11 protein-coding genes and 2 pseudogenes are annotated in these 14,169 nt (G+C 69.3%); 3 read left to right on the top strand and 10 right to left on the bottom strand.

All coding sequences use genetic code 11. The features are described 5' to 3' along the window. Positions 1-34 precede the first annotated feature (34 nt). Together PKO50_RS22725 and edd are read right to left on the bottom strand one after the other, a co-directional pair. Positions 35-1,033 (bottom strand): glucokinase, encoded by a 999-nt coding sequence (locus tag PKO50_RS22725; protein ID WP_275627300.1) that lies wholly within the window; start codon positions 1,031-1,033, stop codon positions 35-37. A 67-nt stretch (positions 1,034-1,100) separates the two neighbouring features. Further along, positions 1,101-2,926 (bottom strand): annotated as a pseudogene (gene edd, locus PKO50_RS22730) (phosphogluconate dehydratase). Between the two features lie 128 nt (positions 2,927-3,054). On the opposite strand from edd, the gene gap reads away from it, so the two are divergent. Next, complete coding sequence (gene gap / locus PKO50_RS22735) at positions 3,055-4,059, top strand: type I glyceraldehyde-3-phosphate dehydrogenase (protein WP_275627301.1); 1,005 nt, start codon at positions 3,055-3,057, stop codon at positions 4,057-4,059. 51 nt (positions 4,060-4,110) lie between these two features. Here gap and PKO50_RS22740 read toward each other — a convergent pair whose 3' ends face one another. The 8 genes and pseudogenes from PKO50_RS22740 to PKO50_RS22775 form a co-directional block, all read right to left on the bottom strand. Further along, positions 4,111-4,869, bottom strand: coding sequence for a carbonic anhydrase family protein (locus PKO50_RS22740; RefSeq protein WP_275627302.1), 759 nt, complete (start codon positions 4,867-4,869; stop codon positions 4,111-4,113). Between the two features lie 181 nt (positions 4,870-5,050). Then, positions 5,051-5,233 carry a DUF1289 domain-containing protein gene (locus PKO50_RS22745; RefSeq protein WP_275627303.1) on the bottom strand — a complete coding sequence of 61 codons (183 nt, stop codon included), beginning with the start codon at positions 5,231-5,233 and terminating at the stop codon, positions 5,051-5,053. Between the two features lie 147 nt (positions 5,234-5,380). Further along, positions 5,381-7,668 (bottom strand): annotated as a pseudogene (bglX, locus tag PKO50_RS22750) (beta-glucosidase BglX). A gap of 211 nt (positions 7,669-7,879) precedes the next feature. Then, positions 7,880-8,869 carry an SMC-Scp complex subunit ScpB gene (gene scpB / locus PKO50_RS22755; protein WP_275627304.1) on the bottom strand — a complete coding sequence of 330 codons (990 nt, stop codon included), beginning with the start codon at positions 8,867-8,869 and terminating at the stop codon, positions 7,880-7,882. Positions 8,870-8,953: 84 nt separating this feature from the next. Then, positions 8,954-9,802, bottom strand: coding sequence for a ScpA family protein (locus PKO50_RS22760; RefSeq protein ID WP_275630518.1), 849 nt, complete (start codon positions 9,800-9,802; stop codon positions 8,954-8,956). Between the two features lie 479 nt (positions 9,803-10,281). Further along, positions 10,282-11,496, bottom strand: coding sequence for a tryptophan--tRNA ligase (locus tag PKO50_RS22765; RefSeq protein ID WP_275627305.1), 1,215 nt, complete (start codon positions 11,494-11,496; stop codon positions 10,282-10,284). Positions 11,497-11,545: 49 nt separating this feature from the next. Next, positions 11,546-12,175, bottom strand: a complete 630-nt coding sequence (locus PKO50_RS22770; protein ID WP_109933106.1) for an L-threonylcarbamoyladenylate synthase — start codon at positions 12,173-12,175, stop codon at positions 11,546-11,548. After that, positions 12,172-13,041, bottom strand: coding sequence for a PHP domain-containing protein (locus tag PKO50_RS22775; protein ID WP_089391899.1), 870 nt, complete (start codon positions 13,039-13,041; stop codon positions 12,172-12,174). Before PKO50_RS22775 ends, PKO50_RS22770 begins: the two co-directional genes overlap by 4 nt. A gap of 147 nt (positions 13,042-13,188) precedes the next feature. On the opposite strand from PKO50_RS22775, the gene PKO50_RS22780 reads away from it, so the two are divergent. Both PKO50_RS22780 and PKO50_RS22785 read left to right on the top strand, forming a co-directional pair. Continuing rightward, a complete protein-coding gene (locus PKO50_RS22780; protein ID WP_089391768.1) occupies positions 13,189-13,785 on the top strand; it encodes a septation protein A in 597 nt (198 codons plus the stop codon). A gap of 1 nt (position 13,786) precedes the next feature. Beyond that, positions 13,787-14,086, top strand: a complete 300-nt coding sequence (locus PKO50_RS22785) for a YciI family protein (RefSeq protein ID WP_009620898.1) — start codon at positions 13,787-13,789, stop codon at positions 14,084-14,086. Positions 14,087-14,169 lie beyond the last annotated feature (83 nt).

A 14,169-nucleotide genomic window follows, 5' to 3' on the forward strand; every position in this document is an offset into this window, starting at 1 on the left:
CCTTGTTGTTGTTCTGGTTGTTGCCGTTGCTCGTTCAGGCTTTTGCCAGCAGCGCCTGCTCCAGGGCCACGCCGGCGCCGAACAGGCCCGGGTGGCTGGCGGTCATCACCCACACCGGCACGCGGCTCAGGTAGGGGCCGCTGGTCTTGCCGCGGGTGCAGAAGGCGTCGGCGAAGCCGCTGCGCTGAAAGCGTTCGAGGAAGCGCGGGACTATCCCGCCGGTGATGTACACGCCGCCCAGGGCGCCGACCGTCATCACCGCGTTGCCGGCGACCCGCGCCAGCCACACGAAGAAATGCTCCAGCACCGCGTCGCAGTAGGCGTCGCCGGCCAGGGCGCGCTCGCCGATCTGCGCCGCGGACAGCGCCAGCGGCTCGATGCCGTCGACCTTGCAGCTGGCCTGGTAGATGTTTTCCAGGCCGCTGCCGGAGAGCGCGCGCTCGGCCGAAACGTGGCCGTACTTCTCGCGCAGCTGCTGCCAGATGGCGAAGTCGCGCTCGCCGGTCACCGGCAGGTCGACGTGGCCACCCTCGCAGGGCAGCACGTCCCAGCCGCCACCGGGCGTCGGCACCAGGCTGCCGACCCCCAGGCCGGTGCCGGGGCCGATGATCAGCTTGGCGCGGCCCGGCAGGGCCTCGCCGGCGCGCACCTGCACCAGGTCCTCGTCACCCAGGCGCGAGGCGGCCCAGGCCATGGTGCTGAAGTCGTTGACCAGCAGCAGGTGGCTCAGGCCCAGCTCGGCGCGGAAGGCGTCGCGCCTGATGACCCAATGGTTGTTGGTGAAGCGGAAGTCCGCCTCGCCCACCGGGCCGGCGCAGGCCAGGCAGACGCTGTGGATGGCGCCGAGCGGCTGGCCGACGCGCTGCAGGTATTCGCGCACGGCGTCTTCCGGGCGCGGGTAGTCGGCGCAGGCCAGCACTTCGATGGCCTCCAGGCGCTGCTCGCGCCAGAGGGCGAAACGGGCGTTGGTCCCGCCGATGTCGCCGACCAGCGCGATGCCGGCCGGTGCTTGGGGTTTATTGTTGGAATTCATCGCAAGCTCGGGCAGCTGAAAGGTTTGAGCGGACTCCAGGAGGCGAATGCTCCGCCAAGCATAGCCCCTACCGCAAGCGCTCCAGCTCGGCGGTGAAGGCGCAGGCGCCCTGCTCCGCGGAACTGAACGACTGGCGCATGAAGGCGAACAGCTCGCGGCCCATGCCGCTACCGTCGTCCTCGGGCAGCGGCGCCAGCGGGCGGGCCTGCCACTCGGCGGCATCGACCAGCACGCGCAGCTCGCCGGTGGTGCCGTCCACCCGCACCAGGTCGCCGTCGCGCAGGCGCGCCAGCGGGCCGCCGGCACTGGCTTCCGGGGACAGGTGGATGGCCGCCGGCACCTTGCCGGAGGCGCCGGACATGCGCCCGTCGGTGACCAGCGCCACCTTGAAGCCACGGTCCTGCAGCACGCCCAGGAAGGGCGTGAGCTTGTGCAGCTCGGGCATGCCGTTGAAGCGCGGGCCCTGGAAGCGCACCACGGCGACCAGGTCGCGCTCCAGCTCGCCGGCCTTGAAGGCCGCGGCCAGGCTGGCCTGGTCGTGGAAGATACGTACCGGCGCCTCGACCACCTGGTGCTCGGGGCCACCGCGGAGACCTTCATCACGCCGCGGCCGAGGTTGCCCTCCATCAGGCGCAGGCCGCCCTCGGCGGAGAACGGGCGCGACAGCGGGCGCAGGATGTCCTCGTCCAGGCTGTCGACCGGGCCTTCGCGCCAGACCAGCTTGCCGCCGTCGAGGAAGGGCTCCTGCAGGTAGCGGCGCAGGCCCTTGCCGACCACGGTCTGCACGTCTTCGTGGAGCAGCCCGCCGTCGAGCAGCTGGCGGATCAGGAAGGACATGCCGCCGGCGGCCTGGAAGTGGTTGATGTCGGCCTGGCCATTGGGGTAGATGCGCGCCAGCAGCGGCACCACTTCCGACAGCTCGGCCATGTCCTGCCAGGTCAGCTGGATGCCGGCGGCCTGGGCGATGGCCAGCAGGTGCAGGGTGTGGTTGGTGGAACCGCCGGTGGCCAGCAGGGCCACCACCGAGTTGACGATGGCGCGCTCGTCGATGACCTCGGCCATGGGCACGTACTGGCCGTTCTCCGGGGCCAGGCGGCTGGCCTGGCGCGCGGCCTCGCGGGTCAGCTCGTCGCGCAGCGGGGTGTTCGGGTTGATGAAGGAAGCGCCCGGCAGGTGCAGGCCCATCACTTCCACCAGCAGTTGGTTGGTGTTGGCGGTGCCGTAGAAGGTGCAGGTGCCCGGCGCGTGGTAGGAGGCCATCTCCGAGGCCAGCAGTTCGTCGCGGGTGGCCTTGCCTTCGGCGTAGAGCTGGCGCACCGCGGCCTTCTCCTTGTTGGAGATGCCGGTGGGCATGGGCCCGGCGGGGACGAACACCACCGGCAGGTGGCCGAAGCGCAGCGCGCCGATCAGCAGGCCGGGGACGATCTTGTCGCACACGCCCAGGCACAGCGCAGCGTCGAACATGTTGTGGGACAGGGCGATGGCGGTGCCCATGGCGATCACGTCGCGGCTGGCCAGGGACAGTTCCATGCCCGGCTCGCCCTGGGTCACGCCGTCGCACATGGCCGGCACGCCGCCGGCGAACTGGCCCACCGAGCCGATCTCGCGCAGGGCGTCCTTGATCAGCGCCGGGAAGCGCTCCAGCGGCTGGTGCGCCGAGAGCATATCGTTATAGGCAGAGACGATGCCGACGTTGGCCTGGTTCATCAGGCGCAGGGCCTGCTTGTCGTGCTCGCCGCAAGCGGCCACGCCGTGGGCCAGGTTGCCGCAGGGCAGCGTGCCGCGATGCGGCCCCTTGGTGGCGGCGGCCTTGATCATGGCGAGGTAGCGCTGGCGGGTGGCGGCGCTGCGTTCCTGGATGCGACGGGTGACTTCGAGCACGCGCGGGTGCATGGCAGCATTCTCCTGCAGACTAACGATTGTTGTTTTTACAACATAATCATCGGTTAAAGGATATTTACTTTTGTTTGACGAAAAAATTTAATGGTTTTTACCACAAAAACACAAAAGAGACGACCTCCATGACCATTCGCCTGGCGATCAACGGGTTCGGCCGCATCGGCCGCAACGTCCTCCGCGCCCTTTATACTGCCGACTACCGCCAACAGCTCGAAGTGGTGGCCATCAACGACCTCGGCGACGCCGCCATCAACGCCCACCTGCTGCAGTACGACAGCGTCCACGGGCGCTTCCCCGGGCAGGTCGAGCACGACGACGACAGCCTCACGGTGAACGGCGACCGCATCGCCGTCACCGCCCTGCGCGACCCGGCGCAATTGCCCTGGAAAGGCCTGGACGTCGATATCGTCCTGGAGTGCAGCGGGCATTTCACCAGCCGCGACAAAGCCGCCGCGCACCTCGCCGCCGGGGCGCGCAAGGTGATCATTTCGGCGCCCGGGGCCGGCGTCGACGCCACCATCGTCCATGGCGTCAACCACGAGCTGCTGCGCGCCTCGCACCAGGTCATCTCCAACGCCTCCTGCACCACCAACTGCCTGGCCCCGGTGGCCCAGGTGCTGCACCGCGAGCTGGGCATCGAGCAGGGCCTGATGACCACCATACACGCCTACACCAACGACCAGAGCCTGTCCGACGTGTACCACGGCGATGTCTACCGCGCCCGCTCGGCCACCCAGTCGATGATCCCCACCCGCACCGGCGCCGCCGAGGCGGTAGGCCTGGTGCTGCCGGAGCTGGCCGGCAAGCTCACGGGCCTGGCGGTGCGGGTGCCGGTGATCAACGTGTCGCTGGTGGACCTGACCGTGCAGGTCGCCCGCGACACCACGGTCGAGGAGGTCAACCAGTTGTTCAGGATAGCCAGCCAGGGCTCGCGCATCCTCGGCTACAACAGCCAGCCACTGGTGTCGGTGGACTTCAACCACGACCCGCGCTCGGCCATCTTCGACGCCAACCACACGAAGGTCAGCGGCCGGCTGCTGAAGGTGATGGCCTGGTACGACAACGAATGGGGCTTCTCCAACCGCATGCTGGACAACGCCCTGGCGCTGTGGCGCGCGCCGGCCTGAAACAGGCCGGCGATGTAGGCGGCAGGGCCTTGCACCCTGCCGCCACGGGGCTCAGGCGAAGAACTCCACCTCGCCGCCGCTCAGGTGGTAGAGCGCCCCGGCCAGCTTGATCCGCCCTTCCTGCTCCAGTTTGGCCAGCACCGGGCTGTCCTGGCGGATGCGTTCCAACCCCAGGCGCACGTGGGTGCGCGCCACGGCATCGACGAACCCGGCATCCTTCGCGCTGCGCTCGCCGCCGTACTCGGTGGCCGCCACCGCCGGCTCGAGCTTTTTCAGCAGGCCGCTCAGGTGCCCCAGCCGCGCCCCGTCGATGGCCCCCTTGATCGCCCCGCAGCCGGTATGGCCCATGACCAGCACCAGCTTGGCGCCGGCCACCGCGCAGGAGAACTCCAGGCTGCCGAGCAGGTCGTCGTTGACCACGTTGCCGGCCACCCGGGCGTTGAAGGTGTCGGCGATGCCGAGGTCGAAGAGGATTTCCGCCGGCGCGCGGGAGTCGATGCAGCTGAGGATCACCGCCGCCGGGTACTGGCCGTCGCGGCTGGCGCGCTTCTGCGCCAGGTAGTCATGCTGCAGCGTCTCGCCGCTGCGGAAGCGCTGGTTGCCCTGGCGCAGGCGCTCGATGACCTGGTCGGGGCTCAGGGCGTCGCGCTCGGCCTTGCCCAGGGCGGCGGCGTAGGCCCGGCCCGGCGCGCCCAGCCAGCCGGCGGCGCCGGCCAGGCCGAGGGCCGCGAGCCCGGCACCGCCCTTGAGCAGCGATCGGCGCCGGGGGTTGTCGGGGCTGCAGTGCACGCAATGGCATGGGCCTTTCATGGAGATCACCTTGGACGTCGTTGGAAGTGGCACCACTTAACGACGACGCCAGGCCGCCCAGAAGACCTCGGAATCCGCGAAAGCCGTCGGAGGCTTCCCAACTGCATCCCATTCGTAGGGCGCATAACGCCTACGGCTCCAGGAAGCACGGATGTAGGAGCGGACTCCGTCCGCGATTGACCTAACGGAATTTACGCCGGCCGCGCGCCTCCAGCACCAGCAGGCGCATGTCGGCCTCGGCCAGCACGGCCTGGCGTTCGGGCTTGTCCAGCTTCTTCCAGGCCTTGATCTCGGCGCGGCTGCGCCCGCAGCCGCGGCAGATGCCGTCGTCGAATTCGCAGACCTTGATGCAGGGATCTTTCACGTGGCCTCCCGATGCGTCTGGCACACCTCCACCATGGCGGTGCGCCGGGCCTACTTGAAGGCACAGGCGACGAAAGGTCCAACGCAGAAAAGGCATCGCCCCGATTGGCCGGGCCAATCGGGGCGATGCCGTGGGCGGAATGCCGGCTCAGAACAGGGTGAACTGGCTTTCCTTCACGTCATCCGAGTCCAGGCCGATCATCACCTTGAACTCGCCCGGCTCCGAGGCGTAGCGCAGGTTGCTGTCGTAGAAGCGCAGGTCTTCCTCGCGGATCGGGAATTCCACCACCCTCGACTCGCCCGGCTGCAGCATGACCTTGCGGAAGCCCTTGAGCTCCTTCACCGGGCGGCTGATGGAGGCCACCTCGTCGCGCAGGTACAGCTGCACCACGGTCTCGCCGGCGCGCTTGCCGGTGTTCTTCACCGTCACCCGCGCCTTGAGGGTGTCGCCCTTGTGCAGCCTGGTGCTGGACAGCTGCACGTCGGAGACGCTGAAGCGGGTGTAGCTCAGGCCGTAGCCGAAGGGGTACAGCGGGCCGTTCTGCGAGTCGAAGTAGCGCGAGGTGTACTTGTTCGGGTGCTCGTGGTCGAACGGGCGGCCGGTGTTGAGGTGGTTGTAGTAGATCGGGATCTGCCCCACCGAGCGCGGGAAGGTCATCGGCAGCTTGCCCGAGGGGTTGTAGCCGCCGAACAGCACGTCGGCGATGGCGTTGCCGCCCTCGGTGCCGCTGAACCAGGTCTCCAGCACCGCGTCGGCGTTCGCGGCCTCCCAGCGCAGGTCCAGCGGGCGGCCGTTCATCAGCACCAGCACCAGCGGCTTGCCGGTGGCCTTCAGCGCCTTGAGCAGGTCGTACTGGCTCTGGGCGATGTGCAGGTTGGTCTTGCTCGACGCCTCGTGGGCCATGCCCTGGGCCTCGCCGATCGCCGCCACTATCACGTCGGCCTGCTTGGCCTTGGCCACCGCCTCGTCGATCATTTCCTGCGGGCTGCGCGGGTCGATCTTCACGTCCTCGCTGTACTCGTTGAGGTACTTGATGATCTCTTCGTCGTTGCTGACGTTGGCGCCCTTGGCATAGAGCAGCGCGGCCTTGCCGCGGGTGGCGTGGCCCATGCCCTCGAGCAGGGTCACCGCCTGGAAGGCCTTGCCGGCGGCGGACCAGCTGCCCATCACGTCGCGCTTGCTGTCGGCCAGCGGGCCGATCAGGGCGATGGTGCCGCCGCGCTTGAGCGGCAGCACGTCGCCCTGGTTCTTCAGCAGCACCATGCCGCGGCGCGCCACCTCGCGGGCCTCGGCGCGGTGCAGGCGGCTTTCGGCGTCGGTGTCGACCGGGTCGGCGCCCTGCAGGTAGCGGTACGGGTCCTTGAACAGGCCCATGTCCCACTTGGCCGCCAGCACGTCGCGGCAGGCGCGGTCGATGTCGGCCTGGGTGATGGCGCCGGCCTTGAGCAGCACCGGCAGCTCCTTGCCGTAGAGGTCGTCGTTCATGTTCATCTCGACGCCCGCGGTCATCGCCAGGCGCGCGGCCTCGCGCGGCTCGCCGGCGACGCCGTGCTTGATCAGCTCCATGACCGCGCCGTGGTCGCTGAGCAGCACGCCCTTGTAGCCCCACTGCTTGCGCAGCACGTCCTGCAGCAGCCACTTGTTGGCGGTGGCCGGCACGCCGTTGACGCTGTTCAGCGACACCATCACCGCGCCGGCGCCGGCGTCGATGGCCGCGCGGTACGGCGGCAGGTAGTCCTGGAACATGCGCGGCAGGCTCATGTCCACGGTGTTGTAGTCGCGGCCGCCCTCGCCCGCGCCATACAGGGCGAAGTGCTTGACCCCGGCCATGATGGTGCCGGGCTGCTCCAGGCCCTTGCCCTGGTAGGCGCGGACCACGGTCTCGGCGATGCGGCTGACCAGGTAGGTGTCCTCGCCGAAGCCTTCGGACATGCGGCCCCAGCGCGGGTCGCGGGCAATGTCGACGGTGGGCGAGTAGGTCAGGTTGAGGCCGTCGGCGCTGGCCTCCAGGGCGGCGATGCGCGCGCTGCTGGCGATGGCGTCCAGGTCCCAGCTGGAAGCCAGGCCCAGGCCGATGGGGAACACGGTGCGGTGGCCATGGACCACGTCGTAGGCGAAGAACAGCGGGATCTTCAGGCGGCTGCGCATGGCCGCGTCCTGCAGGTCGCGGATGCCCGGGCGGACCACGGTGTTGAAGATGGCGCCGGTGGTGCCGGCCTTGATCTCTTCCAGCAGCACCGGCTTGGGATGGTCGGGGCCGACGCTGACCAGGCGCAGCTGGCCGATCTTCTCTTCCTGCGTCATCTGCTGCATCAGTTGGCTGATGAAGGCGTCCTTGGACTGCCCCGGCAGCGGAACCGCCGGCCCTCGGCAGCGAGCAGGGAAATGCTGTTCAGCCCCAGCAACAGGCCGAGGCAGAGTTGGGTTTTTCTCATTATGCGCACTCAGCCGCTCGGGCCGGGGCGCCGGGCGACTGTTGAATGTTGGAAGATTCGATGACTGCCATGCACGGGCCGATTCCGGCGGTTCCCCCAGGTGCTACCGCCGGCGCCCGTGCGGCGCGGCACATAAGGTCGTCCCGCGCGCGGCGGAAGTCAACGGTTGAAAGCTTTCAGGGGTGGTGCCCCCGACTTTCGGACGCGCGGATCAGTGGTCGCGTTCCCTGGCCATGGCCTCGAGTTCCTCGCGCATGGCCTCGGCCAGGGCGCGCTCCTCGTCGTATTCCTCGGCCTGCGGTGCCGGCGCGGCAGGCTCTGCGGCGGGCTCCGGGGCCTGCTCGACGGTATCGTCGGGCGCCGCCGGCGGGGCTTCCGCGCCGGCCGCCGGGTCGTCCACGGCATCCGCCTCGGCGACCGGCGGCGGTTCGAGCAGGTCGTCGAAGTCGGTCTTCAGCCCCTGCTCCATCTCGTCCAGCTCGGCCAGCAGGCTGCGGAAGCTGGTTTCCTCGGGCTTCTCCTCCGGCGGCGCGGCTTCGGGCTCCTCGCCGGCCTCGCGCAGCGCCTGGTCGGCCAGAGCCTGGATCGACGCCGGCACGTAGTCCTCGTCGAGGACGGGGCTGGGCAGGTGGACCGGCACCAGTTGCACGTCCTCCGGCTCGGCCTCCATCTCGCGCAGCTCGGCCAGCGGCGGCAACTCTTCCAGGCTCTTGAGGTTGAAGTAGTCGAGGAAGGTGCGGGTGGTGGCGAGCATCGCCGGGCGCCCCGGCACCTCGCGGTAGCCGACGATGCGGATCCACTCGCGCTCCATCAGCGTCTTGATGATCTGGGTGTTCACCGCCACGCCGCGGATTTCCTCGATCTCGCCGCGGGTGATGGGCTGGCGGTAGGCGATCAGCGCCAGGGTTTCCAGCAGCGCACGGGAGTAGCGCTGCGGGCGCTCCTCCCACAGCCGGCCGACCCAGGGCGAGAGCGGCTCGCGGATCTGCAGGCGGTAGCCGGTGGCCACTTCCTTGAGCTCGAAGGCGCGCCCGGCGCAGGACAACGTCAGGATCGCCAGGGCATCGCGCAGTTGCTGCGGCTCCGGGCGCTCGGCCTCCTCGAACAGCTCGCCCAGGCGCTCCAGCGAAAGCGGCCGGCCTGAGGCCAGCAGGATGCCTTCGAGCAGGGTCGCCAGTTCGTGGGGGTCGGAGAGGTTCATCGGGTCGCTCGGTTCGGGGTTGCGGGAATCGCCGGTCTGGCGGGAAAACTACTCAATGCGCGGCGCCAGGGCAACGCCGGCGGCTCAGAGCGGCTCTTCGTCGAAGTCCTCGGCGTCCGCCGTCTCGTCGAAACCGCCCTCCTCGAAGGTCGGCGCCGGCGCCGGCGCCTCGACCGGCTCGAAGACGCCCTCGTCGCCCTCTTCCAGCACCTCGACCGGCGCCGCGCCCTCCTCCGCCTCGATCCGGGCACGCACGTGGATGGGCGCGAAGGCCTGGTTCTGCACCAGCTCCACCAGCTGCTCCTTGACCAGCTCCAGCACCGCCATGAAGGTCACCACCACGCCCAGGCGGCCCTCCTCGATGCGGAACAGCTCGATGAAGGGCACGAAACCGGCGTCCCTCAGGCGTTCGAGGATCTCGCTCATGCGCTCGCGGGTGGAGAGCATCTCGCGGGTCACCTGGTGGCTTTCGAACAGGTCGGCGCGGCGCAGCACCTCGGCCATGCACAGCATCAGCTCCTGCATGTCCACCTGGGGCAGCAGCTTGCGCGCCTTGGCCTCCGGCGCCGCAACCGTCGGCACCACGTAGTCGCGACCCTGGCGCGGCAGGTTGTCGAGGTCCTCGGCGGCCTGCTTGAAGCGTTCGTATTCCTGCAGGCGGCGGATCAGCTCGGCGCGCGGGTCTTCCTCGTCCTCCTCGGCCTCGGCCGAGCGCGGCAGCAGCATGCGCGACTTGATCTCGGCGAGCATGGCGGCCATCACCAGGTATTCGGCGGCCAGCTCCAGGCGCACCGACTTCATCAGCTCGACGTAGGTCATGTACTGGCGGGTGATTTCCGCCACCGGAATGTCGAGGACGTCGATGTTCTGCTTGCGGATCAGGTACAGCAGCAGGTCGAGCGGGCCCTCGAAGGCTTCGAGGAAGACCTCCAGGGCGTCCGGCGGGATGTACAGGTCCTGGGGCAGCTCGGTGACCGCCTCGCCATAGACGAGCGCCAGCTGCACCGGTTCGCGGTATTCGGCGGGGCTGGGAGGGGTTTGCGGCTCGTTCAGGTCGCTCATCGGCCTCTCGTCGGGCGGGGCGGGCTCAAGGCGGCATTATCCCTGCTTTTCACCGGCGATGGTGAGGGAATTGGACGGAAAGGCGCCCACCCACGCCATTCCCTGTAGGAACGCGCCCTGCGCGCGAAATCGCGGACGGAGTCCGCTCCTACGGTCTGCCGGGCGGCACGGTATTCCTCCCCCGTAGGAGCGGACCTTGTCCGCGATAGCCGGAACCACCCACGCCATTCCCCTGTAGGAGCGAGCTTGCTCGCGAACCGCATGGCATCGCGTTTGTTCGCGAGCAAGCTCGCTCCTACGAAAAGCCATGCTCGCCTGCAACGCAGGGTTTGTCCGCAATGCCGGACCGCCTAGCGGTACACCAGCCCCATGGCCTGGCGCACTTCCACCAGGGTTTCCCGCGCCGCCTCGCGGGCGTGTTCGGCGCCCTCGGCGAGGATGCTGCGCACCAGTTCGGGGTTGTCCTCGTAGTCCTGGGCGCGTTCGCGGATCGGCGCCAGTTCCTGGTTGATCGACTCGATCAGCGGCCGCTTGCAGTCCAGGCAGCCGATGCCGGCGCTGCGGCAGCCCTCCTGCACCCACTGGCGGCAGGCGTCGTCGGAGTAGATCAGGTGCCACTGCCACACCGGGCAGCGCTGCGGGTCGCCCGGGTCGTTGCGCCGTACCCGCGCCGGGTCGGTGGGCATGCGCGCGATCTTCTCCTCCACCTCCGCCGGGCTCTCGCGCAGGCCGATGGTGTTGTCGTGGGCGTTGGACATCCTCTGCCCGTCCAGCCCGGGCATGCGCACGGTGCTGCCGACCAGCGTCTGCGGCTCGGGCAGCAGCACCCGGCTGTTGCCTTCCAGGTAGCCGAGCAGCCGCTCGCGGTCGCCGAGGGTCAGGTTCTGCTGCTCCTTGAGCAGCGCCTGCGCGGTTTCCAGGGCATCCTCGTCGCCCTGTTCCTGCCAGGCCTTGCGCAGGCTGCTGTAGAGCCTGGAGGTCTTCTTGCCCAGGCGCGTGACGGCGGCCTGGGCCTTGTCCTCGAAGTCCACTTCGCCGCCGTACAAGTGGTTGAAGCGCCGCGCCACCTCGCGGGCGAACTCGACGTGGGCCAGCTGGTCCGAGCCCACCGGCACCAGCCCGGCGCGGTAGACCAGGATGTCCGCCGCCTGCAGCAGCGGGTAGCCGAGGAAGCCGTACGTCGACAGGTCCTTGTGGCCGAGCTTTTCCTGCAGCTCCTTGTAGGTCGGCACCCGCTCCAGCCAGGGCAGCGGGCAGATCATCGACAGCAGCAGGTGCAGTTCGGCGTGCTCGGGCACCTGGGACTGGATGAACAGGGTCGCGGCGCTGGGGCTGACGCCCACCGCCAGCCAGTCCACGGCCATGCCGCGGACGTGCTGGCGGATCTGCCCGACGTCATCGTACTCGGTGGTCAGGGCGTGCCAGTCGACGATGGAGAAGAAGCATTCGTACTCGTGCTGCAGGCGCACCCAGTTCTGCAGCACGCCGTGCAGGTGGCCCAGGTGCAGGCGCCCGGTGGGGCGCATGCCGGACAGCACACGGCGCTGGGATTCGACCTTGCTCAAGCGCAGGACCTCAGGCGGACAGTCAAGGGCGGCAGTATGGAAGCGCGTTTCAGGCGTAGGCCTCGAAGGGGGCCGGGTCGCCGCAACCGACGCGCACCACCTCCGGCTCCTCGCCGGTGAGGTTGATCACGGTGGAAGCCTCGACGCCGCCGTGGCCGCCGTCCAGCACCAGGTCCACCTGGTGTTCCAGCGCACTGCGCATTTCATAGGGATCGCTCAGCGGCTCGCTCTCGCCGGGCAGGATCAGGCTCACGCTCATCAGTGGCTCGCCCAGCTCCTGCAGCAGCGCCTGGGCGATCGGGCAGGCCGGCACGCGCAGGCCGATGGTGCGGCGCTTGGGGTGCAGCAGCATGCGCGGCACCTCGCGGGTGGCGTCGAGGATGAAGGTGTAGGGCCCGGGCGTGTGGGCCTTGAGCAGGCGGAACAGGCGGGTGTCGACCTTGGCGTACAGGCCCAGTTCTGACAGGTCGCGGCACACCAGGGTGAAGTTGTGCTTGTCGTCGAGCCTGCGCAGCCGGCGGATGCGCTCCACCGCGCCCTTCTCGCCCAGGCGGCAGCCCAGGGCGTAGGAGGAGTCGGTGGGATAGGCGATCACCCCGCCCTGGCGGACGATCTCCACCGCCTGCTTGATCAGCCGCGGCTGGGGGTTTTCCGGGTGGACCTGGAAGAACTGGCTCATGAAATCTCCTCAAGGGCCCGTGCGGCGCCGGCGAAGCGCGTCCACAAGGGCGGAAGGTCGTCCGGCACGGGCCGGTACAGACCCAGCTCCGACCAGTCGCTGGGGCCGTGGAAATCGCTGCCGGCGCTGACCAGCAGGCCGAATTCACGGGCCAGGATGCTCAGCACGCCGACCTGCTCGGCCGGCTGCAGGCCGTTGACCACTTCGATGGCGTGGCCGCCGGCGTCGATGAAGTCGGCGATCAGCTTGCGCCGCTTGGTGCGGGTGAAATCGTACTGGTAGGGGTGTGCCAGGCTGACCCAGGCGCCGGCCGCGCGCAGGGTGCCGACCGCCTCGGCCAGGCTCGGCCAGTGCTGCTTGACGTCGCCCAGCTTGCCGGCGCCCAGCCACTTGCGGAAGGCCTCGGCGCGCTCGGCGACATGGCCGGCGCGCACCAGGAACTCGGCGAAGTGCGGCCGCGCCGGGGCGTTGCCGCTGTCGCCCAGCTCGCGCTGGATGGCCCGCGCGCCCTCGAAGGCGCCGGGCATGCCCTTGGCCTCCAGGCGCCGGCCGATCTCCTCGGCGCGCGCCCAGCGCCCGCGGTGCAGCGCGTCGAGGGCGCGAACCAGCGGCTCGGCGTCGCTGTCGAAGGCATAACCCAGGACGTGGATGGTCGCCCCGCCCCAGGTGCAGGACAGTTCCACGCCGTTGACCAGGGTCACCCCCAGCGCCTCGGCGGCGGCGCGCGCCTCGGGCAGGCCCTCCAGGGTGTCGTGGTCGCTCAGGGCGAGCAGGCGCACGCCGCGCTGGTGCGCGCGGGCCACCACGGCGGCGGGCGGCAGCTGGCCGTCGGAGGCGGTGCTATGGCAATGCAGGTCGACACGCATGGGCATACCGGGACGGGTTTTACTTCTGTATAGACGCTGCGCGGCGGCGATTCACGGCAAGCCGGCGCAACGGCACGAGACGGGTGACTATTTCAGTTCTTCCGCAGGTTGGTATTATGCCGCCACAACTGGGCTCTGGCTGCCGTAATGAAGCAATTCATCGATTTCATCCCCCTCATCCTGTTCTTCATCGTCTACAAGCTGGACCCGCGCACGGTCGAACTCGCCGGACACTCCTTCAGCCTGGGCGGCATCTACAGCGCCACCGCGGTGCTGATCGCCTCCTCGGTGGTGGTCTACGGCGCGCTGCTGCTCAAGCAGCGCAAGCTGGACAAGGGCCAGTGGCTGACCCTGGCCGCCTGCCTGGTGTTCGGCGGCATGACCCTGGCCTTCCACAGCGAGACCTTCCTCAAGTGGAAGGCGCCGGTGGTGAACTGGCTGTTCGCCCTGGGCTTCCTCGGCAGCACCCTGGTGGGCGACCGCCGGCCGCTGATCCAGCGCATCATGGGCCACGCCGTGCAGCTGCCGGAGCCGATCTGGCAGCGCCTGAACCTGGCCTGGGTGCTGTTCTTCGTGTTCTGCGGCTGCATCCAGCTGTTCGTCGCCTTCACCTTCGAGCGTTTCTGGGTGGACTTCAAGGTCTTCGGCAGCCTGGGCATGACCCTGCTCTTCCTGATCGGCCAGGGCGTGTTCCTGGCCCGCCACATGCACGACGCCCCAACCGGCGAAAAGCCCAAGGACTGACATGCTCTACGCAATCATCGCCCGCGACATCACCGCCTCCCAAGAACGCCGCCTGGCCGCGCGCCCGGCGCACCTGGCCCGCCTCGAGCTGTTGAAGGACGAGGGCCGCCTGGTCCTGGCCGGGCCGCACCCGGCGATCGACAGCCCCGACCCGGGCGCTGCCGGCTTCACCGGCAGCCTGATCGTCGCCGAGTTCGAGTCGCTGGCCGCCGCCCAGGCCTGGGCCGATGCCGACCCGTACCGCGCCGCCGGCGTCTATGCCGAGGTCGTGGTCAAGCCGTTCAAGAAAGTCCTGCCGTAGACCGGCAGGCGGCGGCGCACGGACGGCGCCGCATGGCCGGGCACTCAAGGCCCGGCCCCGCGACCGGACAGCGCCCGGACCGC

Source organism: Pseudomonas sp. 273 (assembly GCF_029201425.1).
GTDB lineage: Bacteria > Pseudomonadota > Gammaproteobacteria > Pseudomonadales > Pseudomonadaceae > Pseudomonas > Pseudomonas delhiensis.

Excerpts from the sequence above, each read along its gene's own strand:
- PKO50_RS22740 (WP_275627302.1), bottom strand. The coding sequence starts at position 4,869 with ATGAAAGGCCCATGCCATTGCGTGCACTGCAGCCCCGACAACCCCCGG.
- PKO50_RS22785 (WP_009620898.1), top strand. The coding sequence starts at position 13,787 with ATGCTCTACGCAATCATCGCCCGCGACATCACCGCCTCCCAAGAACGC.
- gap (WP_275627301.1), top strand. The coding sequence starts at position 3,055 with ATGACCATTCGCCTGGCGATCAACGGGTTCGGCCGCATCGGCCGCAAC.
- PKO50_RS22780 (WP_089391768.1), top strand. The coding sequence starts at position 13,189 with ATGAAGCAATTCATCGATTTCATCCCCCTCATCCTGTTCTTCATCGTC.
- scpB (WP_275627304.1), bottom strand. The coding sequence starts at position 8,869 with ATGAACCTCTCCGACCCCCACGAACTGGCGACCCTGCTCGAAGGCATC.
- PKO50_RS22770 (WP_109933106.1), bottom strand. The coding sequence starts at position 12,175 with ATGAGCCAGTTCTTCCAGGTCCACCCGGAAAACCCCCAGCCGCGGCTG.
- PKO50_RS22775 (WP_089391899.1), bottom strand. The coding sequence starts at position 13,041 with ATGCGTGTCGACCTGCATTGCCATAGCACCGCCTCCGACGGCCAGCTG.
- PKO50_RS22725 (WP_275627300.1), bottom strand. The coding sequence starts at position 1,033 with ATGAATTCCAACAATAAACCCCAAGCACCGGCCGGCATCGCGCTGGTC.